The 23,940-nt window shown below is 52.9% G+C and carries 21 protein-coding genes, 1 other RNA gene and 1 riboswitch; of the genes, 18 read left to right on the top strand and 4 right to left on the bottom strand.

From position 1 onward, the window contains the following. Positions 1-170: 170 nt before the first annotated feature. From MOTHE_RS08140 to MOTHE_RS08080, 14 genes are all read left to right on the top strand, one after another. The gene (locus MOTHE_RS08140; protein ID WP_011393180.1) at positions 171-794 is read left to right on the top strand and encodes an MBL fold metallo-hydrolase; all 624 of its coding nucleotides are present in this window, start codon (positions 171-173) and stop codon (positions 792-794) included. A gap of 23 nt (positions 795-817) precedes the next feature. Then, on the top strand, positions 818-2,089 hold the full coding sequence (gene hisS / locus MOTHE_RS08135; protein ID WP_011393179.1) for a histidine--tRNA ligase: 1,272 nt from the start codon (positions 818-820) through the stop codon (positions 2,087-2,089). After that, positions 2,083-3,885: an aspartate--tRNA ligase gene (gene aspS, locus MOTHE_RS08130; RefSeq protein ID WP_011393178.1), complete on the top strand. Its 1,803-nt coding sequence runs from the start codon at positions 2,083-2,085 to the stop codon at positions 3,883-3,885. Before hisS ends, aspS begins: the two co-directional genes overlap by 7 nt. A 95-nt stretch (positions 3,886-3,980) precedes the next feature. After that, a non-coding RNA gene (gene ssrS / locus MOTHE_RS12880) (6S RNA) lies at positions 3,981-4,165 on the top strand. Between the two features lie 44 nt (positions 4,166-4,209). After that, positions 4,210-4,911: a tRNA threonylcarbamoyladenosine dehydratase gene (locus MOTHE_RS08125; protein WP_200901656.1), complete on the top strand. Its 702-nt coding sequence runs from the start codon at positions 4,210-4,212 to the stop codon at positions 4,909-4,911. 68 nt (positions 4,912-4,979) lie between these two features. Further along, positions 4,980-5,273: a metal-sensitive transcriptional regulator gene (locus tag MOTHE_RS08120; RefSeq protein WP_011393176.1), complete on the top strand. Its 294-nt coding sequence runs from the start codon at positions 4,980-4,982 to the stop codon at positions 5,271-5,273. Between the two features lie 22 nt (positions 5,274-5,295). Further along, positions 5,296-5,625 (top strand): thioredoxin, encoded by a 330-nt coding sequence (gene trxA, locus MOTHE_RS08115; RefSeq protein ID WP_053094891.1) that lies wholly within the window; start codon positions 5,296-5,298, stop codon positions 5,623-5,625. Between the two features lie 320 nt (positions 5,626-5,945). After that, on the top strand, positions 5,946-7,496 hold the full coding sequence (locus MOTHE_RS08110; protein WP_011393174.1) for a type I restriction-modification system subunit M: 1,551 nt from the start codon (positions 5,946-5,948) through the stop codon (positions 7,494-7,496). Positions 7,497-7,509: 13 nt separating this feature from the next. Continuing rightward, positions 7,510-8,817 carry a restriction endonuclease subunit S gene (locus MOTHE_RS08105; protein ID WP_428846499.1) on the top strand — a complete coding sequence of 436 codons (1,308 nt, stop codon included), beginning with the start codon at positions 7,510-7,512 and terminating at the stop codon, positions 8,815-8,817. Further along, complete coding sequence (locus MOTHE_RS08100; RefSeq protein ID WP_011393172.1) at positions 8,801-11,698, top strand: type I restriction endonuclease subunit R; 2,898 nt, start codon at positions 8,801-8,803, stop codon at positions 11,696-11,698. Before MOTHE_RS08105 ends, MOTHE_RS08100 begins: the two co-directional genes overlap by 17 nt. 65 nt (positions 11,699-11,763) lie before the next feature. Beyond that, positions 11,764-12,108 (top strand): M48 metallopeptidase family protein, encoded by a 345-nt coding sequence (locus MOTHE_RS08095; protein WP_053095247.1) that lies wholly within the window; start codon positions 11,764-11,766, stop codon positions 12,106-12,108. After that, positions 12,089-13,042: a hypothetical protein gene (locus MOTHE_RS08090; protein WP_011393170.1), complete on the top strand. Its 954-nt coding sequence runs from the start codon at positions 12,089-12,091 to the stop codon at positions 13,040-13,042. Before MOTHE_RS08095 ends, MOTHE_RS08090 begins: the two co-directional genes overlap by 20 nt. Next, positions 13,023-13,505, top strand: a complete 483-nt coding sequence (locus MOTHE_RS12875) for a hypothetical protein (RefSeq protein WP_011393169.1) — start codon at positions 13,023-13,025, stop codon at positions 13,503-13,505. The genes MOTHE_RS08090 and MOTHE_RS12875 overlap by 20 nt, the downstream gene beginning before the upstream one ends. Before the next feature lie 34 nt (positions 13,506-13,539). Continuing rightward, the gene (locus MOTHE_RS08080; protein WP_158499109.1) at positions 13,540-14,907 is read left to right on the top strand and encodes an ApeA N-terminal domain 1-containing protein; all 1,368 of its coding nucleotides are present in this window, start codon (positions 13,540-13,542) and stop codon (positions 14,905-14,907) included. A 213-nt stretch (positions 14,908-15,120) separates the two neighbouring features. Here MOTHE_RS08080 and MOTHE_RS13705 read toward each other — a convergent pair whose 3' ends face one another. The 4 genes from MOTHE_RS13705 to thiS all read right to left on the bottom strand — a co-directional run bounded on the left by MOTHE_RS13705 (position 15,121) and on the right by thiS (position 19,829). Beyond that, complete coding sequence (locus tag MOTHE_RS13705; RefSeq protein WP_011393167.1) at positions 15,121-17,379, bottom strand: thioredoxin domain-containing protein; 2,259 nt, start codon at positions 17,377-17,379, stop codon at positions 15,121-15,123. Between the two features lie 335 nt (positions 17,380-17,714). Then, positions 17,715-18,845 (bottom strand): 2-iminoacetate synthase ThiH, encoded by a 1,131-nt coding sequence (gene thiH / locus MOTHE_RS08070; protein WP_011393166.1) that lies wholly within the window; start codon positions 18,843-18,845, stop codon positions 17,715-17,717. 13 nt (positions 18,846-18,858) lie between these two features. Then, on the bottom strand, positions 18,859-19,626 hold the full coding sequence (locus tag MOTHE_RS08065; RefSeq protein WP_011393165.1) for a thiazole synthase: 768 nt from the start codon (positions 19,624-19,626) through the stop codon (positions 18,859-18,861). A 2-nt stretch (positions 19,627-19,628) separates the two neighbouring features. Further along, on the bottom strand, positions 19,629-19,829 hold the full coding sequence (gene thiS, locus MOTHE_RS08060) for a sulfur carrier protein ThiS (protein ID WP_011393164.1): 201 nt from the start codon (positions 19,827-19,829) through the stop codon (positions 19,629-19,631). Between the two features lie 74 nt (positions 19,830-19,903). Further along, positions 19,904-20,003: riboswitch (TPP riboswitch) on the bottom strand. Between the two features lie 160 nt (positions 20,004-20,163). On the opposite strand from thiS, the gene MOTHE_RS08055 reads away from it, so the two are divergent. The 4 genes from MOTHE_RS08055 (at position 20,164) to MOTHE_RS08040 (ending at position 23,921) form a co-directional block, all read left to right on the top strand. After that, entirely contained in the window at positions 20,164-21,264 is a 1,101-nt protein-coding gene (locus tag MOTHE_RS08055) for a glycosyltransferase family 4 protein (RefSeq protein WP_011393163.1), read from the top strand. Positions 21,265-21,321: 57 nt separating this feature from the next. Then, on the top strand, positions 21,322-22,020 hold the full coding sequence (locus MOTHE_RS08050) for a glycosyltransferase (RefSeq protein ID WP_011393162.1): 699 nt from the start codon (positions 21,322-21,324) through the stop codon (positions 22,018-22,020). 69 nt (positions 22,021-22,089) lie between these two features. Next, positions 22,090-22,551 (top strand): hypothetical protein, encoded by a 462-nt coding sequence (locus MOTHE_RS08045; protein ID WP_011393161.1) that lies wholly within the window; start codon positions 22,090-22,092, stop codon positions 22,549-22,551. Positions 22,552-22,802: 251 nt separating this feature from the next. Then, complete coding sequence (locus MOTHE_RS08040; RefSeq protein ID WP_011393160.1) at positions 22,803-23,921, top strand: glycosyltransferase family 4 protein; 1,119 nt, start codon at positions 22,803-22,805, stop codon at positions 23,919-23,921. Positions 23,922-23,940 lie beyond the last annotated feature (19 nt).

Genomic DNA, 23,940 nt, shown 5'->3' with positions numbered 1-23,940 from the left:
GACGCCTGTGCAAAGAGATAAAGCCAAGCCACCCCCGCCGCTTGAGCAACTTAAGCGCCAAGTTCGCTAGCTTGAGCACCCGGAGCCCGGCGCCTGTACCTCCAGCTCTAGGGAAGCGGACCAATAATGGCCTAATTTGGTAGAATCATATTACTGGAGGAGGTCGACTTATGTTCCTCAAGACCCTGGTGGTGGGTCCCCTGGGAGCCAATTGCTACCTCATCGGCTGCCCGGAAACGGGCGAAGGGGCCGTCATCGACCCCGGCGCCGAAGGCGAGCGTATCCTGGCGGCGGCCCGGGAGGCCGGCCTGAACATCAAGCAGATCATCAATACCCACGGCCACGGCGATCATATCGGCGCCAATGGGGCCATCAAGGCGGCCACCGGCGCCGCCATCCTGATCCACCGGGCGGATGCCCACTACCTCACCGACCCTGGCCGTAACCTGTCAGTCCTTCTCGGCTCCCGGGAAGCCAGTCCCCCGGCCGACCGCCTCCTGGAGGAAGACGATACCATAGCCATCGGTAAAACCGTTACCCTCAGGGTTATCCATACCCCCGGCCATACCCCGGGCGGGATTTGTCTCCACGGGGAGGGGCTAGTTTTTACCGGTGACACCCTTTTTGCCGGGTCTATCGGCCGGACCGATTTCCCCGGTGGCTCCTACAGCCAGCTCATTAGCTCCATCAAGGAAAAACTTTTCACCCTGGACGACGCCCTGGAGGTTTACCCGGGTCACGGTCCAGCCTCAACTATCGGCGCCGAACGGGTGGATAACCCCTTCTTCACTTAATCCATTATTTTGGGAGGACGGTCATGTTAACCAGTCGCCCGCGGGGCACGGAAGATATCCTGCCGGAAGAGGTCGGCCGCTGGTATCTCCTGGAGAACACGGCCCGGGAGGTCAGCCGCCTCTACGGCTACCGGGAGATCCGGACGCCCATCTTTGAACATACCGAGCTTTTTAACCGCGGCGTGGGGGATACCAGCGATATCGTCGAAAAGGAGATGTACACCTTCATTGATCGCGGTGACCGCAGCCTGACCCTGAGGCCGGAAGGCACGGCCCCGGTGGTACGGGCCTTTGTGGAACACAGCCTGGAGGCCCGCGGCCTGCCGGTAAAGCTGTTCTACCTGGGGCCCATGTTCCGCTACGGCCGGCCCCAGGCCGGACGGCTGCGCCAGTTTCATCAATTCGGCGTCGAGGCCTTTGGTTCCCGGGACCCGGCCCTGGACGCCGAGGTCATCGCCCTGGCCATGGATTTTTATACCCGCCTGGGGCTAAAGGACCTGGAGCTGCATCTAAACAGTGTCGGATGCCCGGCCTGCCGCCCGGCCCACCGGGAGAAACTCAAGGCCTACCTGCGTCCCCGCCTGGAAGAGCTCTGTCCTACCTGTCAGGGCCGCTTCGAGCGCAACCCCCTGCGGATCTTTGACTGCAAGAGCCCGGCTTGCCAGGAGATTGTCAGGGAGGCGCCCACGGTGACCGCTTCCCTGTGCCCCGATTGCGCCGGGCACTTTCACCGGGTCCAGGAGTATTTGAAAGCCCTGGGTATCGAATTTATTCTGGACGAGCATTTGGTCCGGGGGCTGGACTACTATACCAAGACGGCCTTTGAAATTATGGTGAAGGGTATCGGCGCCCAGAGCTCCATTGGCGGCGGCGGCCGCTACGACGGCCTGGTGGCGGCCCTGGGTGGCAAGCAGGTACCGGGGATTGGTTTTGGCTTAGGCCTGGAGCGGGTCCTGCTGGCCCTGGAGATCCAAGGCCAGGAACCGCCGCCGGAGGGGGGAGTGGACGTCCTGGTGGTGACTGCCGGCACCGGCGTGGACCTGGCGGCCTTCCGTTTACTGGCCGGCCTTAGAGCCGCCGGCATCCGGGCCGATAAGGATTACCTGGAACGCAGCCTCAAGGGCCAGATGAAGTATGCCAATCGCTACCCGGCCAGGATGGCGGTAATCCTGGGCGAGGAAGAGCTGGCCCGGGGCCGGGTTTCAGTACGCCGCCTGGACGCCGGCAGCCAGGAAGAGGTCCCCCTGGCAGCGGTAGTAGATTATTGCAGGAAAATGAAGGAGAGTGGATGGTAGTGGTTGAGGGTTTGGCCGGACTCCACCGCAGCCACGGCTGCGGGGAGTTGACGGCGGCTGATGCCGGCAAGGAAGTCACCCTGATGGGCTGGGTCCACCGGCGCCGGGATCACGGCGGCCTGATTTTTATTGACCTCCGGGATCGCTCCGGCCTGGTGCAGGTAGTTTGCGACCCGAAGTCCGGGCCGGCCTTTCAAAAGGCAGAAGAAGTACGCAACGAGTATGTGGTGGCCGTCAGGGGCCTGGTGCGCCGTCGGCCCGAGGGGACTGTCAACCCCAAACTGCCTACCGGCGAAATCGAAGTGGTGGCCGAGGAATTTCGCCTGCTAAACCGGGCCAAGACGCCGCCCTTTTATATCGACGACGGCATTGATGTGGATGAAGCCTTACGCCTGCGTTACCGGTACCTGGACCTGCGCCGGCCGGAGATGCAGCGGCTCCTTTACCTGCGTTACCGGACTACCAGGGCCATCCGCGACTTCCTGGACGCCCGCGGTTTCTGGGAGATTGAAACCCCCATGCTGACCCGCAGCACACCGGAAGGGGCCCGGGACTTCCTGGTGCCCAGCCGGCTGCGACCCGGGGAGTTCTTCGCCCTGCCCCAATCCCCCCAGCTTTTCAAACAGATCCTCATGGTGGCCGGGGTAGAGCGGTACTTTCAGATCGTCCGCTGCTTCCGGGATGAGGACCTGCGGGCCGACCGCCAGCCGGAGTTTACCCAGCTGGATATGGAGATGTCCTTTGTCCAGCGGGAGGATATCCTCAAACTAGTCGAGGAACTCATGGCCTATGTTTTCCGGGAGACCCTGGGAGTGGAGCTGGCCCTGCCCCTGCCACGCCTAACTTACCGGGAGGCCATGGACCGTTACGGCTCCGACAAGCCCGATATCCGTTTCGGTATGGAGATAGTAGACGTATCCGACCTGGTGGCCGGCTGCGGCTTTAAAGTTTTTGCCGAGGCCGTTGCCCGCGGGGGCGTGGTACGCGGTCTCTGCGCCCCGGGCTGCGCCGGGTACTCCCGTCGGGAACTGGATGAGCTGACCAGGCAGGCGGCGGTCTTCGGCGCTAAAGGGCTGGCCTGGATGGCCGTCACCCCCGAGGGCATCCGTTCCCCCATTGCCAAGTTCTTCACCTCCGGCGAGCTGGAGGGCCTGGTCGCCCGCCTGGCAGGCAAGCCCGGCGACCTCCTCCTCTTTGTGGCCGATACGGAAACGACGGCCGCCACGGCCCTGGGAGCCCTGCGCCTGGAAATGGGGCGGCGCCTGCACCTCTATGATCCGGAACAGCTGGCCTTTACTTGGGTGACGGAGTTTCCCCTCCTGGAATACAGTGCAGAAGAGAAGCGTTATGTAGCCGTGCACCATCCCTTTACCATGCCCATGGAAGAAGACTGGCCCCTGCTGGACAGCGACCCCCTGCGGGTCCGGGCCCTGGCCTACGACCTGGTCTTAAACGGCGTCGAGCTGGGCGGGGGCAGTATCCGGATTCACCGCCGGGACATCCAGGAGAAGATGTTTAATCTGCTGGGCTTTACCCCGGAGGCCGCACGGGATAAATTCGGGTTTTTGCTGGATGCCTTTGAATACGGTACCCCGCCCCACGGCGGCATCGCCTTTGGCCTGGACCGGATGCTGATGCTTATGGCCCGGCGGGATACTATCCGCGATTGCATCCCTTTCCCCAAGACCCAGAGCGGCACCTGCCTGATGACGGCGGCCCCCTCGGGCGTATCCCCGGAGCAACTCCAGGAACTCCACCTACGGAGCACGGCACGAAAGAGTACCAATCCTGCCTGAAACGCCTGATCCGGTAACAGGTGGCATGGCCCGGTACTTGCAAAAACTTTAAGTTTATGTTAATATCATTGGTGTCAAGGGAAAACGAAAAGATTTTTACCCTGCGATGTTCGTGAAGAGCCGTGCAGTTTTGAGCCAACACCAAAACTTAGGGAACCTGACATCCGGGCATGGCTTGCAGGCCCCAGTTTCCAGGGGAAGCAAAAAGTGTCCGTGGAGGTACCCACCTGCTGAGAGCAGGTTCAAAAACCACGGCATTCACGGCATTTGTGGGGTTTTATTTTTTGAGGTGCAACTGTGGAGAGTTTCTGGACCCGCACGGAAATGCTCATCGGTGCTGCAGGCCGAAAACGCCTGGCCGCAGCGCGGGTGGCGGTTATCGGTACCGGCGGCGTCGGCTCCTTTGCCGTAGAAGGCCTGGCCCGGGCGGGGGTCGGTTACCTGGAACTGGTAGACCCGGACGTAGTCAAACCCAGCAACCTCAACCGCCAGCTCCCGGCCCTGGGTTCCACCCTGGGACAACCCAAGGTCGCCGTCCTGGCGGCCCGCTGCCGCGATATTAACCCGGAAGCGACCATTATCCCCCGGCAGGAAGCCTACAGCCCGGCCACGAGCTTAAAGTTTGTCCGGCCGGACCTGGACTTCCTGGTGGACGCCATCGACAGCGTGAAGGCCAAGATCGACCTCCTGGCCACGGCCGTCACGGCCGGCCGGCCCATAGTCAGCAGTATGGGCGCTGGTAACCGCCTGGATCCCACCCTGCTGCGGGTAGCCGACATCAGCGCCACCCGGGGTTGTCCTCTGGCCCGGGCTGTCCGGCGGGGCCTCCGGGCCCGGGGGATCGCCGGGGGCCTGACGGTGGTATACTCGGAAGAGCCACCCCTAGAGGTCCGGACGAAACCGCAACTGGCACCGGGGGAGCGACAACCCCCGGGCAGTATGATCTTCGTTCCGGCGGTGGCCGGCCTGATCCTGGCCAACCTGGTGGTGAGGGCCCTCCTGCAGGGTGACAGTTACAGTAAGTAGTTGCCTGTGCCGGGAAAATCCATTATACTGGACAGGGGTACAAACCCCGGGAAAGGGGGTAGAAAAGATTGAGCAGGAGACCCGGCGAAGAAAGCTCCTATGCGCCCCAGCGGGAGGATTTGCTGCTCCGCCTGCGGAAGATTGAGGGTCAGGTCAAGGGTATCCACCGCATGATCGAGGAGGACAAGTACTGCGTCGATATCCTGATCCAGATTGCGGCCGTACGGGCGGCGCTGAAAAAGGTGGGTAGCATGATCTTTGAAGCCCATGTCCGGGGCTGTGTCCGGACGGCGATCGTCAACCAGGCAGATAAAGAGATCATCAGCGAACTCATTGATGTCCTAAACCGCTTCATAAGTTAAAAAATCCTGGGGAGGCAGCGCTATGGCAGCGTCAAATATTATAACCCTGACGGACGCCAATTTTGAAGAAGAAGTGCTCTCGGCAACAACCCCGGTCCTGGTTGATTTCTGGGCCGCTTGGTGCGGTCCCTGCCGGATGATTGCTCCCATTGTGGACGAGCTGGCGCAGGAGTACGCCGGCAAAGTCAAGGTGGCCAAGCTGAACGTAGACGAGTACCCCAAGATCCCCGCCGACTACGGGATCATGAGCATCCCTACCCTGATCCTGTTTAAAAACGGTGAGGTTATCGCCTGGACAGTCGGTTATCAGAGCAAGGAAAAACTGGCCCAGGTTTTGGAGAATAATTTATAGCTTATAGATATATCGCCCCCGGGGACAACGCAGGTAGTACCCCGGGGTTTTTGTTTGGATGGCCTGCCCCCAGGATGCGGTCATTGCATGAGGGGCCTAGCAGGAAAAAACGGGGAGGAAATGTAGAGATAGAAGGATCTGGCGCAGAAAAAAAGAATAATATGGGTAAATTCGTTGTTTGTTAGTAGAAGAAAAATATTAGTCACCCAATATGACAAAAAAAGAAAGAAAAAACAGCGAGTAAAACAGTTGCCTAACTTGATAAAGAAGGTAAGTGGGAATGAACCATATAATTCCCATGTAATAACGGAGGAAAGGCCATGACGGAAAACACCAATATGGATCTTAGCACCCTGGAAAACTGGCTATGGGAGGCAGCCTGTGTAATTCGCGGTGCAGTTGATGCTCCCAAGTATAAGGATTACATATTGCCCCTGATCTTCCTAAAACGCCTGTCAGACGTATTTGAAGATGAAATAGCCAGGCTGGCCGAAGAGATATTTGATAGTATAGAGGAAGCCCTGAAACAGGTTGAGGAAGACCATGCCCTGGTGCGTTTTTATATCCCTCCCCAGGCCCGCTGGGATGCTATTTCCCGGCAGACTACCAACATAGGCGAATACCTTACCAGTGCCGTGCGGGCTGTAGCCCGGGAGAATCCTAAACTGCACGGCATCTTTGAGAACATTGACTTCAACGCCCAGATGGCCGGCCAGCCGGTTATTGATAACGACCGTCTCTATAACCTGATTCAAGTCCTTTCCCGCCATCGTTTAGGGTTAAAAGATGTAGAAGTAGACATCCTGGGCCGGGCTTATGAATACCTGCTGCGCAAATTCGCCGAGGGCCAGGGCCAGAGTGCCGGCGAATTCTATACCCCCCGGGAAGTTACCTGGCTAATGGCTTATCTACTGGAGCCCCGACCAGGAGATGAGATCTATGACCCGGCCTGCGGTTCCGGCGGCCTGTTGATCAAAAGCGTATTAGCTCTTAAGGAAACTTATGGTGATGACCCTAGAATAGCACCGGTTAAGATTTATGGTCAGGAAATCCTTTATACCACCTTCGCTATGGCCAAAATGAACGCCTTTATCCATGACCTGGAGGCTGATATTCGCCTGGGCGATACAATGGCCCGGCCGGCCTTTACCAATCCCGACGGTTCTTTGCGTACCTTTGATAAGGTCACTGCTAATCCCATGTGGAACCAGAAATTCCCCCTTCCCCTATATGAAGAAGACCCCTTTGATCGGTTTAAGTTTGGCGGCATTCCGCCGGCATCAAGCGCTGACTGGGGCTGGATCCAGCATATGTTTGCCTCCCTGAAAGAAGGGGGCAAAATGGCCGTGGTCCTGGATACCGGTTCAGTCTCCCGGGGCAGCGGTAACCAGGGCTCCAACCGGGAGAGGGACATTCGTAAAGTCTTTGTTGAAAACGACCTGGTAGAGTGCGTTATCTTGTTGCCGGAAAATATGTTCTATAATACTACCGCCCCGGGTATAATCATGGTCATAAATAAGGCCAAAAAGCATCCAGCGGAGATTTTATTAATCAACGCCTCTAAACTGTTCACCAAAGGGCGCCCCAAGAATTACATGGAAGATGAGCATATAAAGCAGGTCTATAGCATCTACCGGGAATGGCGGGAAGAAGAGGGATTAAGCAAAATAATTCCAGTAGAAGAAGCAGCCCGCAATGACTACAATCTTAGCCCTTCTCGCTATGTATCTATTAATGGCAAAGAAGAATACCGGCCCATAGAGGAAATATTGGTCGAGCTGGCCGAGGTCGAGGAAGAACGGCAAGCCGTAGATAAGGAACTGAATGATATCCTGGGTAAGTTGGGTTTCGGAGGCTGGCTGAATGGGTAAGGAAGTTAATGAGGTGAAGGAAGGATATAAGGAGACGGAGATTGGGGTGCTGCCGGAGGATTGGGAAGTGGTGAGGCTGGGGAAAGTTTTTGAAGAGGTAGACAGACGTGTTAATAATGTGAAAAACGCTGCCAGCCTTCCAGTCTTGTCTTTAACAAAAAACAATGGCATAATCCCGCAAACAGAACGTTTTAAAAAGCGAATTGCAACAGACGATTTGAGTAACTACAAGGTGGTCTACAAGAAAGAGTTAGTCTACAACCCTTATGTGATTTGGGAAGGAGCTATTCATATTCTCAATAGGTTAGAAGCTGGTCTTGTCAGCCCAGTATACCCAGTACTATCGGTAAATAAGAAGGTAGCTGATGCATATTTCTTTGACTTTTGGCTGAGAACACCCTCTGCGATAAAAGCCTACAGTCGTTATGCCTCTGGGGCCGTAAACCGTAGGCGGGCCATCCGCAAAACGGATTTCAAGAACATAGACGCACCTCTTCCTCCACTGCATGAGCAGCGCAAGATTGCCTATGTACTTTCAACTATCCAAAGGGCTATCCAACTTCAAGATAAGGTTATCGCCGCCACCCGGGAACTGAAAAAGTCGCTCATGCGCCACCTCTTCACCTATGGCCCGGTACCTGTTGACCAGATCGACCGCGTACCCTTGAAGGAAACTGAAATCGGAATGGTGCCGGAGCATTGGGAAGTAGTCAGGTTAAGAGAAGTAGCTGACTTCACAAAAAAGCCCCGAGGCCTTAATTATTCCGGTAACATTCCTTTTATTCCAATGGAGCTAATACCTATTGGAAGAGTCAATATCCAAAAGTATATCATTAAGCCTAGTTCCGAGATTAGTAGTGGCGTTTATTGTGAACAAGGCGATCTTTTACTAGCCAAGATTACGCCATCATTTGAAAACTATAAGCAAGGTATTATTTCACAAATTCCAAAGCCTTTTGCATTTGCTACAACGGAAGTCTATCCAATTAAGGCAAGAAAGGATTTCTTAGAAATCCTATATTTGTTTTACTATCTTTTGATACCACAAGTCAGGCAAGATATAGCGGGTAAAATGGAAGGCACAACAGGAAGACAGAGAATTTCTAAATCAGTAATCCAGAATTACTTAATTCCTATCCCACCCCTTTCTGAGCAACGCCAAATTGCCCGCTTTCTTATTACAGTGGATAAAAAAATCGAAGCCGAGGAATATCGCAAATCCACCCTCCAATCCCTCTTCCAAACCATGCTTCACCTGCTTATGACCGGCAAGGTGCGCGTCAAAGACCTGGAGGTGAAAGAAGATGCCCTTAGGCAGTGAACGGGCCGCAGTACAAAACCCATTTATCCGCTATGCTACTGAAGCAGGCTGGCAGTACATAATCCCGCAGGATTTAGAGCTCAGGCGGGGTGGTGTAGGTGGTTTAATTGATCGCCAGGTATTCATCAGCCAGCTCCAGAAGTTAAACCCCGGTGTGGTCGACCACCTGCGTGCCGAAGAGGTATTAAAGCGGCTGGAGCGGTTACCGCCTACCATCGAAGGCAACCTTCAGGCCTGGGAATACCTGAAGGGCTTGCGGACGGTATACGTTGAGACCGAGAAAAGGGAGCGGAATATCCGCCTGCTGGACCTGGACAACTGGCGGGCCAACATCTTTCAGGTTACCGATGAATTTACCTATACCAATGGCACATATACCATTCGTGCTGATATCGTCTTTTTAATTAATGGCATCCCGGTACTGGTGGTAGAAACGAAATCCACCAGTGAGATAGAAGGCATTGCCAAAGCCCTGGACCAGATGCGCCGCTACCACCGGGAGGCTCCGGAGCTCATGGCCCTGGAACAGGTCTATGCCTTGACCCACCTGGTCCATTTCTATTATGGGACCACCTGGAGCTTAAGCCGGAAAAACCTTTTCAACTGGCGGGACGAAAGTACAGGTCAGGATTACGAAACCATGGTAAAAAGCTTCATCCATCCCCAGCGGATTTTACGGGTCTTAACCGACTTTATCATGTTTACCCGCAGGGATGATGAATTAAGTAAAGTTATCTTACGGCCGCACCAGATGCGGGCCCTTGGCCGCGTCCTTAACCGCGCCCTGGACCCCACCAAAAAGCGGGGCCTGGTCTGGCACACCCAGGGGTCGGGTAAAACTTACACCATGATCACCATTGCCAAAAAGCTGATTGAAGACCCTCGTTTTAATAATCCCACGGTGCTTATGCTGGTTGACCGCAATGAGCTGGAACAGCAACTCTTCAATAACCTGGCCGCCTGTGGCCTGGGTATGGTCGAAGTAGCCCGGAGTAAACGCCACTTGCAAGAACTCCTGGCTTCCGACCGCCGGGGCCTTATTGTTAGCATGATCCATAAATTTGACGACATCCCGGCTAAGCTCAACTGCCGCGACAATATCTTTGTCCTCGTAGATGAGGCCCACCGTACTACCGGGGGCAATTTGGGCAATTACCTCATGGGGGCTCTCCCCAATGCTACCTATATCGGTTTTACCGGTACACCCATTGACCGCACCGCCCACGGTAAGGGTACCTTCAAAGTTTTTGGCTGCGACGACCAACCTCAAGGTTACTTAGATAAATACAGCATTGCGGAATCTATCGCCGACGGTACGACCGTGCCCCTCCATTACTCCCTGGCACCTAACGATCTGCGCGTTGACCGGGAAACCCTGGAAGAAGAATTTCTAAACCTGGCGGCGGCCGAAGGGGTCAGCGATATCGAGGAACTGAATAAGGTCTTAGAGAAGGCCGTTACCCTAAGGAATATGCTCAAAAACCGGGAGCGGGTGGATCGCATCGCTGCTTATGTAGCCCGGCATTACCGGGAATATATCGAACCGATGGGTTATAAGGCTTTCCTGGTGGCTGTGGACCGTGAGGCTTGCACCCTGTATAAAGAGGCCCTGGATAAATACCTGCCGCCGGAGTATTCGCAGGTAGTGATCAGCAGGGGCCACAATGACCAGCCGCATCTGGCGCGTTATTATCTTTCCGAAGAAGAGGAAAAGCGGGTACGCAGGGCCTTCCGCCAACCTGGGGAATTGCCCAAGATACTCATCGTCACAGAGAAACTCCTTACCGGTTATGATGCCCCGGTGCTTTACTGTATGTATTTGGATAAACCCATGCGGGACCATGTCCTCTTGCAGGCCATCGCCCGGGTGAACCGTCCCTATGAAGATGAAAATGGCCACCAAAAACCGGCTGGCTTTGTCCTCGATTTTGTCGGTATCTTTGCAAACCTGGAAAAGGCCCTGGCCTTTGACTCCAAAGACATTGAAGGGACTATCCAGGACCTGGATATCCTTAAAAATCGTTTTCAAGAAATGATAACTGAAGGTAGAAGGAAATACCTGGCTATTATCGAAAACTATAAGCAAGATAAGGCGGCAGAAAAAGCCCTGGAACACTTCCGGGAGCCCCAAGCGCGCCAGGAGTATTATGCTTTCTTCAAAGAGCTGGCCAACCTGTTCGAGATTATATCGCCAGATCCCTTTTTAAGGGAGTACCTGGATGACTACGACCAGTTGGCCCGGCTATATCGGCTCCTGCGTTCTGTTGAGCCGGGGGTCAATCTGGACCATGAGTTAATGCGTAAAACAGCCCGTCTGGTCCAGGAACATACGCTACCTGGTGCTATCCAGGATGCAGTGACAGTTTACCAAATAAATGAAGAAGCTCTGGAAAGAATAGCTGAGACCAGGGCGTCATACACCGTTGAGGTATTTAACCTCTTGAAAAGCCTCGAGAATACTGTTGCCGCGAAAAGACAGGAAGCACCTTACCTTTTATCCATTGGCGAGATGGCGGAAAGTATAGCCCAGGCCTACCAGGAGCGGCAGCTAAGTACCCAGGAAGCATTGCAGCGTTTGCAAAGTTTAATTCAAGAATACCTTGTTTCGGAGCGGGAACGAGCCGAAAAGGATATGGCTCCTGAAACCTATGCTGTTTACTGGTATTTGAAGCGGCAAGGGATAAAGGGTGCTGAAAAGGTAGCCCTAAATATGGCCAGGGCTTTTATAAATTATCCCTACTGGAAGAGCAGCGAAAGCCAGGAGCGGCAAATCGTATGGGAGTTTTATAAAAATCTCAAGAGAGCAGGACTGAAGGCGGGTAATAAATTGGGAGACATTGTAGATCAGATTATGAAACTGATAAAGGGGGCCAGGCGATGAGCTTGGTGTTAGACGATTATCTAATCTGGGAGCATGGAGATATACCCTATGAAGGTGTCTCAGCCCTGGCACCCCTTGATAAACTGGAAGAAGTCATTTCGGAGGCAGTTTTCCGGGCCGAGGTGGCCACCTGGGCCAGGCGGATCGGTGTTGAGCCGAAAGAAGTACACTTACGCGCCATGAAACGAAAATGGGCGAGTTGTTCCAGTAAAGGACGCTTAACCTTTGATCCAGAGTTGTTAAAACAGCCGGCAGCTTTCCGGGCTGAGGTAATTGTGCATGAACTGCTGCATTTAAGGATACCCAATCATGGGCCACTGTTTAAGGCGATGCTTAGGGCTTATCTGACGAAGTATGGTGTTAATAAAATTAAAGTTGAAGGTGATCTACATGCAAACTATTCAACGTAAAATAGGCTTTTTTGGTGTAGAACTAAAAAGAGTTAATGGAGAGATTTTAGCTCCAATTCCTAATTATGAACAGGTATCGAGGCAAATTTTTTTAGATATTGAAAACTTACCCTTTGAGGGTGAGTTTAATAGATATTTAACTTTAGAGAATATGAATAACCTCTTCATGTTTGTTGATGAACATTCTGATACAATATGTGGTCGCTTAATTGTAACAAGAAGAAATTTGCTACCAGATGTAGAAAGGCACGGTAATTTAATTCCCTTAAATATTCCTGACGATAGTGGCCTAGCGGAAATTACTCATTTTGTATTTTTTCCTGATAAAAAAATTATAGGTATTGAATTTAATTACTATGGACCTAGACCTTCTAGTTTGGCATTATATATTCAAAGAAAAGCAAATGGGCTTATCAATGATGTTACCTTTAAGCCGATTTTAAATCATGATATCGATGATTTATTACGACGAATTGGCGAAGTTGCTTTAATAGAGATAGAGGTTCAAAAAAATGGGGTTGATATTTTAAAACAATTAGATGAAAACTTGGCGTCTGCATTTAAAGCTGCAGCTAATGCTAGTGATGCAGAGACAATAGAAATACTGTTAAGACGAAAGAGGTATTCAAGAAAAGGATTTTCTTTTCCGTGGCTTTTAGAAAAAGTTAAAGACCTTTTAAATTCACCTGATCCAGATGTAAGGGGCAATATAGGTAAATTTAAAGTAAGAGGTACAGATAAATTAACAGAAGAGCAAAGGACCTTTGATCTATTACAAGATAAATTTGTCGCCAGTAAGAAAGTGGTAAGGACTGATGATAGACGACGTTCTATAGATAAAAATAGCATGTATAATGCTATAAAAAGTGCTTTCCAAGAACTTTATAGCCAGTTAGTATTGGTAGGAAATAGCGATGGGGAGCTTAAGGGATAAATATGAAAAGAACTTCTTACTATATGATTTAATTGCCTCTGTTATTATTACAGGGCTGATATTTCTTATTGCCATTAGGACCCCTCTAAACAGTAAAATTCTTGAATTATTAGTTGGAATAAGACTTTCATTATATAACACTATTATTAGTGTTGCAGGTGCTTTAATTGGTTTTGTAATTACTGGGCTCTCCATTCTTATCAGCATGAAAGAAACTCCAAGCTTAGAGTTATTAAAGAAAAGTAAATATTACAAACAAATTTATGATGTTTATCTAAGTACGAGCCGTTGTTTAGGAATGCTATTATTTATAGCTTTATTTGCTATAATATTGGATCACGATAATAAGCCAATACCAATAATGCCTTATATTATCTTATGGGGTTTAATGATATCTACCCTGAGGATAGCAAGATGCTTATGGGTCATTAAAAACATAATAGGACTTATAACTAAAAAATGAAGTAAAACCACTTTATCGTGGAAGATCAAGCTAAATGTATAATCCATTTGAATATCGTGGATTTTGGTGGCTTCCTGGTAAATATAATGAAAATGTTGAAGGAGTATTAAAATATAACCCAGGCGAGGAACTCGTTTTGGAATTAACAGGGTCATTAACAGACCTTAAAAAAGTTACAGAAGATATACAGCATGACATTATCTTGGGTTTCTCTTCGAACGGGAAAAAAATCACATTGTATAAATGCTTAAGTATAAGTCTTAATGTCAGTATGCCGGGTTTTCCCACTCAAACGTTTATAGCAAGTGCTGCTTTTATAGGCGAGCATTTTGAGTCTATAGAAGAGGTAAGGTTTAAAGAGGTAAATGTACATTATTTTTACCTTGAAGAGTGGTTAAGAATAAGTGGAATGAATATTAATGTTGAGCAAAATAATAGAGAAAGGTATTTTTGTATACATTATTATCAACCCGATGATATAAAAGTATTAATTGATAATTGGATTCTAGCTATATATTTTACCGTAAATTATTCTAGGGACAGAGCTGATGGCCTCAAAATTAAAGAGACTGCTGTTGTTTCTTTTCAGTTTAAGGAAGGCCTACCTTTCGAAGAAATACTAAATAAAATTATAGGTAGATGGGAAGATTTTTTCACGTTTGCTACGGGGGAAGCTGCCCTTCCTTCGGCTATTAAAGCATTTGTTGAAAAGGACTCAAAGCATAGGGAGACAGAAATTGTTTATCGGAGGATAAATGGTTCTACCACTCCCAAAAAACTCACGTATCATGATATGCTTTTTACCTTTAGAGATATACAAGAAAAGTTTGGAGCCTTCCTAAATAATTGGTTCAGTAAAGCAGAAGTGTTAAGACCGGTTTATAATTTATTTTTTGGTTTGAGATATAACCCCGGGGGTTACTTACAATATCAGTTTTTAACTTTAGCGCAGGCCCTTGAAACCTATCATAGAAGAACTAAATGCAACTATGTACGTTCTCCAGATAAGTATGAGAAAATGATGAATGAAATATTAAATTCTATACCAAATAAGTATGTGGAGTGGTTGAAAGAAAAACTTAAGTATTCAAATGAACCAACACTACGTCATAGAATAAGGGATATATTTAAAGATTTTGGGTTAGTTGTTGATAAATATATTGGAGATGTGAAAGGATTTATCAATGAGGTAGTCGAGGCGAGAAACTATTTGACTCATTATGACAAAAGTAAGGAAACTGAAAAGGGGAAAGACCACTCCGAACTTTACAATCTTGTTAAAAAGTTAGAGGTCATATTAGATGTTTGTCTATTATATGAATTAGGATTTAGTCTTGATAAGGTAGAGGAACTACTAAGTAGAAACCCAAGATACCGTAATCTCTTGGAAAACATTGAATGAGTGGCTAAAAATTAGCACTTTTCAACTACCATGCCTAAGTGAGTTTGCCTAGGGCTATTTCTCTTTATTCCTCTCGTAGCCAGCCCGCCGGCGGCTCACGGCGGCCAACGTCGGCGCGCGCCTGCCGGCCGGGTCCCGCCACGTGCCCTGGGGTGTAGCTGATAGCCACAACCCTCCGGGACGTATGGCAAAGGATGATACAGTGTTGTCATTTCATTCGTTAAAAGTGTCGCCTGCGCCATGAGCCTCCCGTCCGGCAGACGCTAGCCATTGCTCCAGTTCTCCGGCCGTCGTAACCGGCGCCCGGCATGCGAAGTTGCGGCACAGGTATAGGGTGGCTTTACCGTTTACCGGTTTCTGGCCGGCGGTATAGGGAATGAGCCTGGTTACTTCCTCACCCTCCCGGCCGCCGGGACGCAGCACCAGGACGGCTGAGGGCAGGTAGGCCGCCCTTAGCACGCGGAGCAGGGCACGGGTATCTTCTGTTTCCCGTTCCCCGGCCAGGACTATTTCTGTTACCGGCCCCAGGTAGAAGTCCAGGGCACAGAGGTAGAAGGAATAGCCCCGGGGGTATTCGGCCACCGTTCCGGCCAGGGCACGCACCTGGGCTGCGGCTTCTTCTTCCAGCCGGCTGTCCCCGGTGATGCGGGCCAGGCGCAGCAGGTTTAAGGCCGCTACCGAATTGCCGGAGGGAATGGCGCCGTCATAGACTTCCCGGGGGCGGACCGGTAGTTCCCCGGCGCCGTGAGGGGTAAAAAAGTAGCCGCCCCCTTCGTCCCGGAAGAGTTCCTGCATCTGCCGCGTCAAAGCCAGGGCCTCCCGGAGGTAACCTGTCTCAAAGGTGGCCTGGTAGAGTTCGATGAGCCCCCAGGTGAGAAAGGCATAATCGTCAAGGTAGGCCGGGAAAGCAGCCTGGCCTTCCCGGTAACGGGCCTGCAGGCGCCCCTCCGCATCGCGCAAGTGGGTTAGGATAAACCGGGCCGCCCTGGCGGCCGCCGCGGCATAGGCGGGTTCATCGAGCACCCAGGCGCCCCGGGCCAGGGCGGCGATCATCAGCCCGTTCCAGGCAGTGAGGATTTTATCGTCCCGGTGGGGATGGACCCGCTTTTCCCGGGCGGCGAAGAGTTTTTCGCGGGCCGCAGCCAATCGGGCCGCCGTTGCCGGGCCAAAACCGGCCAGGGTGGTTGGCCCCCGGCCGGGCAGCCGGTCCTCCTCCGGACTACCTTTAGCGCAGCCCCCGCCGCCGGAAATGCCGCCTGCTCTCCCGCCTTGCTCCCGGGGCTGCCTCTGATCGCCAGCGGTATCATTGCTCTCATTGCCACTGGTACCGGCGGCAAAGAGGGCTTCTCCCCGGCCAATCAAATTGGGAATACTGCGCCCCTCGAAGTTACCTCCGGCGGTTATATCAAAGTAACGGCAAAAGAACTCCCCCTCTTTAGCACCGAGGACCTCCCGGACCTGGTCGGGTGTCCAGAGGTAAAAACGGCCCTCTTCTCCTTCGGAATCGGCGTCCAGGGCGGAGTAAAATCCTCCCTCCGGGCTGGTCATGTCCCGCAACACCCAGGTGAATATCTCCCGGGCGACATGGCTGTAGACAGCTTTGCCCGTTGCTTGCCGGGTTTCCAGGTAGGCCAGGGCCAGCAGGGCGTTGTCGTAGAGCATTTTCTCAAAGTGAGGCACCAGCCAGCGGCGGTCGGTAGAATAGCGGGCGAAGCCAAAACCGATATGGTCGTAAATGCCACCGCAGTACATAGCCTGCAGGGTTTTTTCCACCATGGCCAGGGCGCCCGCTTCATCATACCTTTTCCAGTAACGCAGTAAAAACAAAAGCTGGTGGGGGCTGGGAAATTTAGGAGCTTCACTGAAACCGCCATAGAGAGGGTCGAAACCGGCCCGGAGTTGTTGCCAGCCCTTTTCCAGGACCTGAGCCCCGGGTTCTCCCGGCGGCGTAGGGGCAAATTGGCCGGCCACGTGTTGTATCAATTCCGCGCCGGATTCTTCCAGCTCCTCGCGGTGGGTCGCCCATTTTTCCCGGATCAACTTTAAAAGCTCCACCAGGCCGGGCCTGCCGTACCGGTTGTGCTTGGGGAAATAGGTGCCGGCATAAAAGGGTCTTTTCTCCGGCGTCAGGAAAACAGTCAGGGGCCAGCCGCCGCTGCCGGTCAGGGCCTGGCAGGCGGCCATATAGACCTGGTCGATGTCCGGCCGTTCTTCCCGGTCGACCTTGATAGCGATAAAGCTATCGTTGAGGAGGGCGGCTACCTCTTCATCGTTAAAGGATTCCCTGGCCATGACGTGGCACCAGTGACAGGTGGAATAGCCGATGGATAAAAATACCGGCTTATCTTCCCGCTTGGCCCGGGCAAAGGCCTCTTCCCCCCAGGGATACCAATCGACGGGGTTGTAGGCGTGCTGCAGCAGATAGGGGCTTTTTTCATGGATTAAACGGTTGGGACGGCGCAGATCGGGCACAGCACCCCCTCCTTTCTATGGAGTTATTTTCCCCTGTCGGGTGGTAGGTCATAACTTTTCTAAAGGGAACTTGACGCCAATCCTCCCCTCTGGTGGGAGAAAATTTATGACCCTGCGGTAGCCAGGGGATATTTAATTCTACTTTATGAGACAATGGTCCATAAAACGGAGAGGAAGCGGCGAGGGTGGGGAGAGGGCCTGGAGGGACGAATTAAGTTATATTAAACCTGAGAAGTAAGGGCAGGGGAGATTGAAGTGCTTAATCTTTTCAGAAAGAAACCCCGGGTAACCATGAAACCGGCCCCGGGGCAATGTCCGAAATGTGGCAGCCATATCTAGAAATTATATAGCTGTTTCTCCAGGCTATCCCACTGCTGCCAGTCTTCGAAAACCGGCTGGTAGCCCTTCTGGATTAGCATTTGTTTTATTTCCGCTACACTACGCGGGTCGGATATTTCAAACTGGGGTGCCATGCCGTCAGGACGGGCATAGCCTCCCACCGTAACGGAAGAACCGGCCGATATTTTCGTGACACCCAGGGGTAGGATGTTGTCCCGGAACTCGGGGCTTTCCCTGGTGGAAATGGTTATGCCGACCCGGGGTAAAAACAGCCTGTGGGCCAGGAGGATCTGGACGAAGCTCTTGTCGTCCACCGGGTAGTCGGGTTGAAAGCCGCCGATACTAGGGCGAAATCTGGGCAAAGAGATACTGACCTGCACATCCCAGAACTTTTGCTGCAAATAATCGGCGTGCAGTCCGGTGAAGAAGGCCTCCTTCCGCCAGTCGGCCAGGCCCAGCAGGGCCCCGACACCCACGGTCCGCATACCCGCCCGGCAGCTCCTTTCCGGGGCGTCCAGCCGGTAATGGTAATTTTTCTTGGGACCGTTATGGTACCTGGCGTAGACTCCGGGGTCATAGACTTCCTGAAACATGGTGAGGCCATCCACCCCGGCTGCTACCAGCTCCCGGTACTCCTCTTCTTCCAGGGGATAGACTTCTATGCAAATACTGCAGAAATACTTCTTTAAAACACCGACGCAGTCCTTTATATACGACACCGGATTGTGCTGGCGCGATTCTCCCGTCAGGATGAGGATATCTTTCATTCCTGTTTGGGCTATGGCCCTGGCTTCTTCTTCGACCTGCTCTAAGGTGAGCTTGGTCCGGGCAAATTTATTCCGGGCATTGAAACTGCAGTAGGCGCACTGGTTCACGCAGTAGTCGGACAGGTATAACGGTGTAAAGAGAAATATGACCCGGCCGAAATTCCTCAGGGTTATACGGTGGGCTTTTTGGGCCATTTCCTCCAGGAAATTTCCTGCCGCGGGCGATAGAAGGGTCAGGTAATCGGTTACCTCGAGGTGCTCCTTTGCCAGGGCCTTCCTGACGTCGTCAGGGGTCCTACTCTGGAAAAAGCCTTCGAAATCAAACCCCTCATACTGCTTGTAGACGTCGTAAAAACCCATCACTCCTGCCTCCCTAAACCAAAAATCCCGTCAATGGCGACGAAGCCTCGGCATACTCCCTGGTAGGAGCAAGTCCTGCCAGGTAGGCCATCCTGCCGGCCTCTACCGCCATACTGAAGGCCCGGGCCATGGCGACGGGGTCCCTGGCGGTGGCAATAGCCGTATTTACCAGCACCGCCGCTGCGCCCATCTCCATAGCCTCCATCGCCTCGGATGGTTTGCCTATGCCGGCGTCTACTATAATCGGCAGGTCGATCTCTTCTATTAAAATCCGGATCATCTCCCTGGTCTTGAGGCCCCGGTTGGAACCTATGGGAGCTCCCAGGGGCATTATGGCCGCCGCGCCGGCTTCCTTTAAGCGTTTGGCTACCATCAAATCGGGGTTCATGTAGGGAAGCACCACAAAGCCTTCCTTGGCGAGGATCTCGGTGGCTTTCACGGTCTCATAGTTGTCCGGCAGAAGGTAGCGCTGATCGGTCACCACTTCTATCTTGACCCAGTTGCCGCAGCCGGCGGCCCTGGCGATCCTGGCTATTTTTACCGCTTCCTCGGCGGTCCTGGCGCCGGAGGTGTTGGGCATCAAGACGCAGCCTGCGGGGATGAATTTGAGCTCGCTTTCCTGGGGATTGTCGAGGTCTACCCTCCTTAAGGCCACGGTGACCACCTGGGCGCCTGATTGACTCACGGCCTGTCCCATTATCTCGTGGCTGGCAAATTTGCCGGTGCCGATAAACAGCCTGCTTGTTAAGGCCTTATCGCCGATAATCAATTCATCCGCCAATTTTATCCTCCTCCAACGATTCTAATTACTTCCACCTGGTCCTGTTCTTTGATCACAAAATCAGGCCATAGCTCCCTCTTTACCACCTCGGAGTTTACGACTACTATGACGGCCCCGGGAGTTATTTTTTTAGAGTTTAGCAATTGCTCTATAGTTACGCTGGTGGGCACGTCTTCCTCCCTTCCGTTTAAAAGGACTTTCATGCACTATCCCCCTTTCTTAACAAAAATCGGAGCTCCCATCTGCCGAACTCGGTGGAAGCTCCGAATTAGTTCGCACCCAATCATCATTACTTCCCTACGGTGGCATTACCCACATCAGGTTCAAAGGGTTAGGCGTTTAGCCCTCTCAGCCTTGCGGCACCCCTGCTTATGTTTAATTTTACTATAATATTACTACCTGATTCCTGTTTTGTAAAGGTATACCCCCTGAAATATAATTGTATTTTGAAAATGCCAGTTAGTTTTTTACTCACCCCGTAGAGGGATAAAGCATAAAAATAGGAGAGCCACTAAAACTACGGGGGACTGGTCCGTTTTGGAAAGGGAGATAGCGATTTTCACCCCCAACCTGTTAGACTGGGAGGGGAAGAAACCGGTAATCGGCGGCCTGGAAAGGTATATCCGCGCCCTGGCCGAACTCCTGACAGATATGGGCTATGCGGTATCCTTTCACCAGAACGCACACCGGGATTTCCAGATTACTTACCTGGGGTGGCCGGTATACGGCTACCAGGCCGATCCCCAGCATTTAAATGTAACCATAGAGCGTATAGAGAAAAGCGTCCCCGGGAGGGTTTTATATTCCTCCATCCTGCAGCAGGTCTATTACCGCCCCGGCTCTATCTGCATCTCCCACGGCGTCTGGTGGGAACTGCCGGGATCCAGCCCTGCTCTGGCCCGGGCTGCCTATGAAAACCACGTAGCCGCCGCCCTTTTCCAGGCCAGCTTGATAATATCCTGCGACTATAATTTCCTGAATGTCGCCCGGGCCATCTATCCCGACCTGGCCGGCCGCAAGATCCAGGTGATCCCTAACTTTGTCGACCTGGAGCGTTTTTACCCTCGGGAGGGTAGCAGCAGGAAAGGGATACGCGTCCTTTACCCGCGCCGTCTGTCCCGCGAAAGGGGTTTTGACCTTTTGCAGGCAGTTATCCCGTCTTTACTGGCTGCCTACCCCGAGCTGGAGTTCCAGTTCGCCATCGACACCAATACCCCCCGCTACCTGGAGGCTTTCCACGCCTGGCGGCAGGGGGAAGCCCACAACGAGCGCCTTCTTTACTGTCATCCCGATTTTGATGCCATGCCCGGCGTTTACGCTGATGCGGACATAGTTGTCATTCCGACTATTTATTCCGAGGGCACCAGCTTCTCCTGCCTGGAGGCCATGGCCATGGGCAAAGCCATCATTGCCACCAATGTCGGCGGCCTGACCAACCTTATTATCGATAATTATAACGGCCTGCTTATCCATCCCACCGCGGAATACCTGGCCCAGGCCCTCCGCTTTTTAATCGAACACCCGCGGGAACGTGCCCGCCTGGGCAAAAACGCCGCGGCCACCGCTCGGGTCTTTGACCGGAAGCTCTGGGAAGCCCGCTGGCGCCAGTTTATCAACAAGGTCTATCCCTTGGGGTAGGGGCGCTCCTGGAGCCTCTGCCCGGCCGTGAATCTACAAAGAGAGGGGGCCGGAGTTATGCCCAAACTCACTGCCATGATGATCGTCCGCAATGAAGCGGACCGTTATTTAGAGCGCTGCCTGAAGTCTTTATCCGCTTATGCTGACGAAATCGTCATCCTGGACGATGCCTCTACCGACGCCACCCCGGAGCTATGCGCGAGTTTCCCGTCGGTGAAGCTCTACCGCCGGGAAACCTCCCTTTTTCTAATCGATGAATCCCGGCTGCGTCAGGAGCTCTGGGATTATACCGCCGCTACCAACCCGGAGTGGATCCTCGCCCTGGATGCCGACGAGTTGCTGGAAGACCGGGCGGCCCGCGAACTACCCTATCTATTGCAACAGGACCTTTTTCCCGCCGTCGGCTTTCGCCTGTTTGACTGCTGGGGTGGAGAAGAGTATTACCGGGTGGACGGCCTATGGAGCCCCTGGCTGCGGGGCTTCTCTATCTATCTGGTTAAATACCAGCCCCACTTACCGGCGGCCTGGCCGGAGCAGGCCTTTCACTGTGGCCGCCTGCCCCTGGCCTACCGCCGCCTGCCCTACCTGGAGAGCGATTTGCGCATCAAACACCTGGGGTGGGCCAACCCGGCGGAGATCCGGTGGAAATATAAGCGCGCCGTCGGCCGGGACCCCACCTTTAAGTATCAACCCCGGGAACACTACGAAAGCATCCTCTGGCCCCCTGAAAAAATTCAGCTCGAAAAATGGCGGTAGCAGGTTACCATTACCTGCCATACAGCATAACTTAGTACCATCCCAGGTAATAAAAGGAGTGATGCTTCTATGCCCCTCACCGCCAGCGCCACTGTTTCCGGCAGCACTGCGGGAACTGCCGACGTCGCGTTGACCCTCAGCCCGGCTACGGCCCTCTTTTCCCCGGCCAACCTGGTGCCGGGCCAGGTTGTAGGCTCGCCCCAGCTGGAGGTTGCCAACACCGGTACCGTAGATGAATACTACTTCATTTTTGCCGATTGGCAGGGGGTAAGCCCTACCACGGCCACGGAGGCCCAGGTTCTGGCCGACCGCCTGAACATTTATATTGAGGCGAGTCCTTCTACCGTCCTCTATAACGGCAACATCTCCGGCCTTTATAATCAACCGGCCAGCGGCCGCCTCTTAATCTCGCCCCAGGCTGATCTGTTAACCTTTGTCGTCAGCCTGCCGGATACCGCCGGCAATATTGTCCAGAACCTGGATTTGAGCGTCGATCTGGTCTTTACTGCCCAGGCTTCGCCCCTGGCGTAGGAGTAAAGCCCGGTCTCCGGCCGGGCTTTACCCTGATAATTTATTTCCGCGCGTGCCGGCTGAGTCCAGAACGGCCTTATGAGTCGCGGGGGTGACCTCGACAATCTATTTTCCGGGTGCCGTTAACCCTCATGCCTCATGAATAGAATACTTGACTTTGGTTGAGCAGTACATTATGTGAGGTTTTCAAGTCGGGATACAAAGGTCTGGCGATAAATAGAATCAGGCCGAGAAAGGTGGGCGGGGAATAAATGAGCGCTAAAAAGGTGGCCCTGTTGACGACCAATTTCTTTCACCCATCCAGTGAGAGAATTATCATGGGCGGTGCCGAGCGTTACCAGGTCGACCTCTGCCGCCTGTTAAAGGAACTTGGCTATTATGTCGAGGTCTGGCAGATCGGTAGCGGCTGGACGCGGGAGTTTGATGGGGTGCGTATTCGCAGCATCCCCGTGACCAAAAGCGAGTATAATACCTTTCCCGACCTGGCTACCGCTTTTTACGAAAACTCCATGGCCTTTGATTATGCCCTTTACTTTATCCTCACCCTGGCCTATCCGATAGCCCGGGAGAAAAGCATTGCCATCAGCCACGGGGTTTTCTGGGATTGGCCGGGGTTTGACCTCATGGCCGGGAAGCCGGAGGACCGCCAGGAATGGCTACGACGCCTGAGTATTGCCCTGGCCGGACCGCAGAAACTGGTATCCGTCGATACCAATACCATTAACTATTTCAACGCTACCCTGGCCGGCTTTTATCATAAATGGGAGTACATCCCCAACTATGTTGATACTGACCTCTTTAGCCCGCCGGCAGAAGAGCCAGCTGGCGACGATACCGTCCGTGTTCTTTTTCCCCGCCGCCTGGTCCCGGTACGGGGCATCAACGAAACCATGAGGGCGGCGGAAAAACTGACCTCCCGCTACCCCTGGATTGAGTTTCACTTCTGCGGCCGCGGTCATGATGATAACGCCGAGAGGCTCATGAACCAATGGGCCGGTAACCGGGAGCGCTGTTTCTATTACTGGAAGCCCCTGGAGATGATGCCAGAGATCTACCGGCAGGCCGATATTGTCCTGATTCCCTCCCGCTCAACAGAAGGTACCAGCCTGGCCGCCCTGGAGGCCATGGCCTGCGGGAAGCCGGTAATTGCCGGCCTGGCGGGCGGTTTGAGCGACATTATCCTGCACGGCTACAACGGTTATCTTATTAAGCCGACAGTAGAAAACCTGGTGGCGGCCATTGAGGAATTGGCCCGGGATGAAGGTAAGAGGAAGCTCATGGGCCGGCGGGCTCGGGAAGTGGCCTTAACCTTTAACCGGAAAATATGGGCTGAGCGCTGGGCCAGGGTTCTGGAGGAGGTATTTCGCTAAGCCCTCGCGCTTTTTACCG

The organism is Moorella thermoacetica, assembly GCF_001267405.1.
Classification (GTDB): Bacteria; Bacillota; DSM-521; order Neomoorellales; family Neomoorellaceae; genus Neomoorella; species Neomoorella thermoacetica.
The sequence above is the reverse complement of the archived record's forward strand: the minus strand, read 5'-3'. Positions and strand labels throughout refer to the sequence as shown.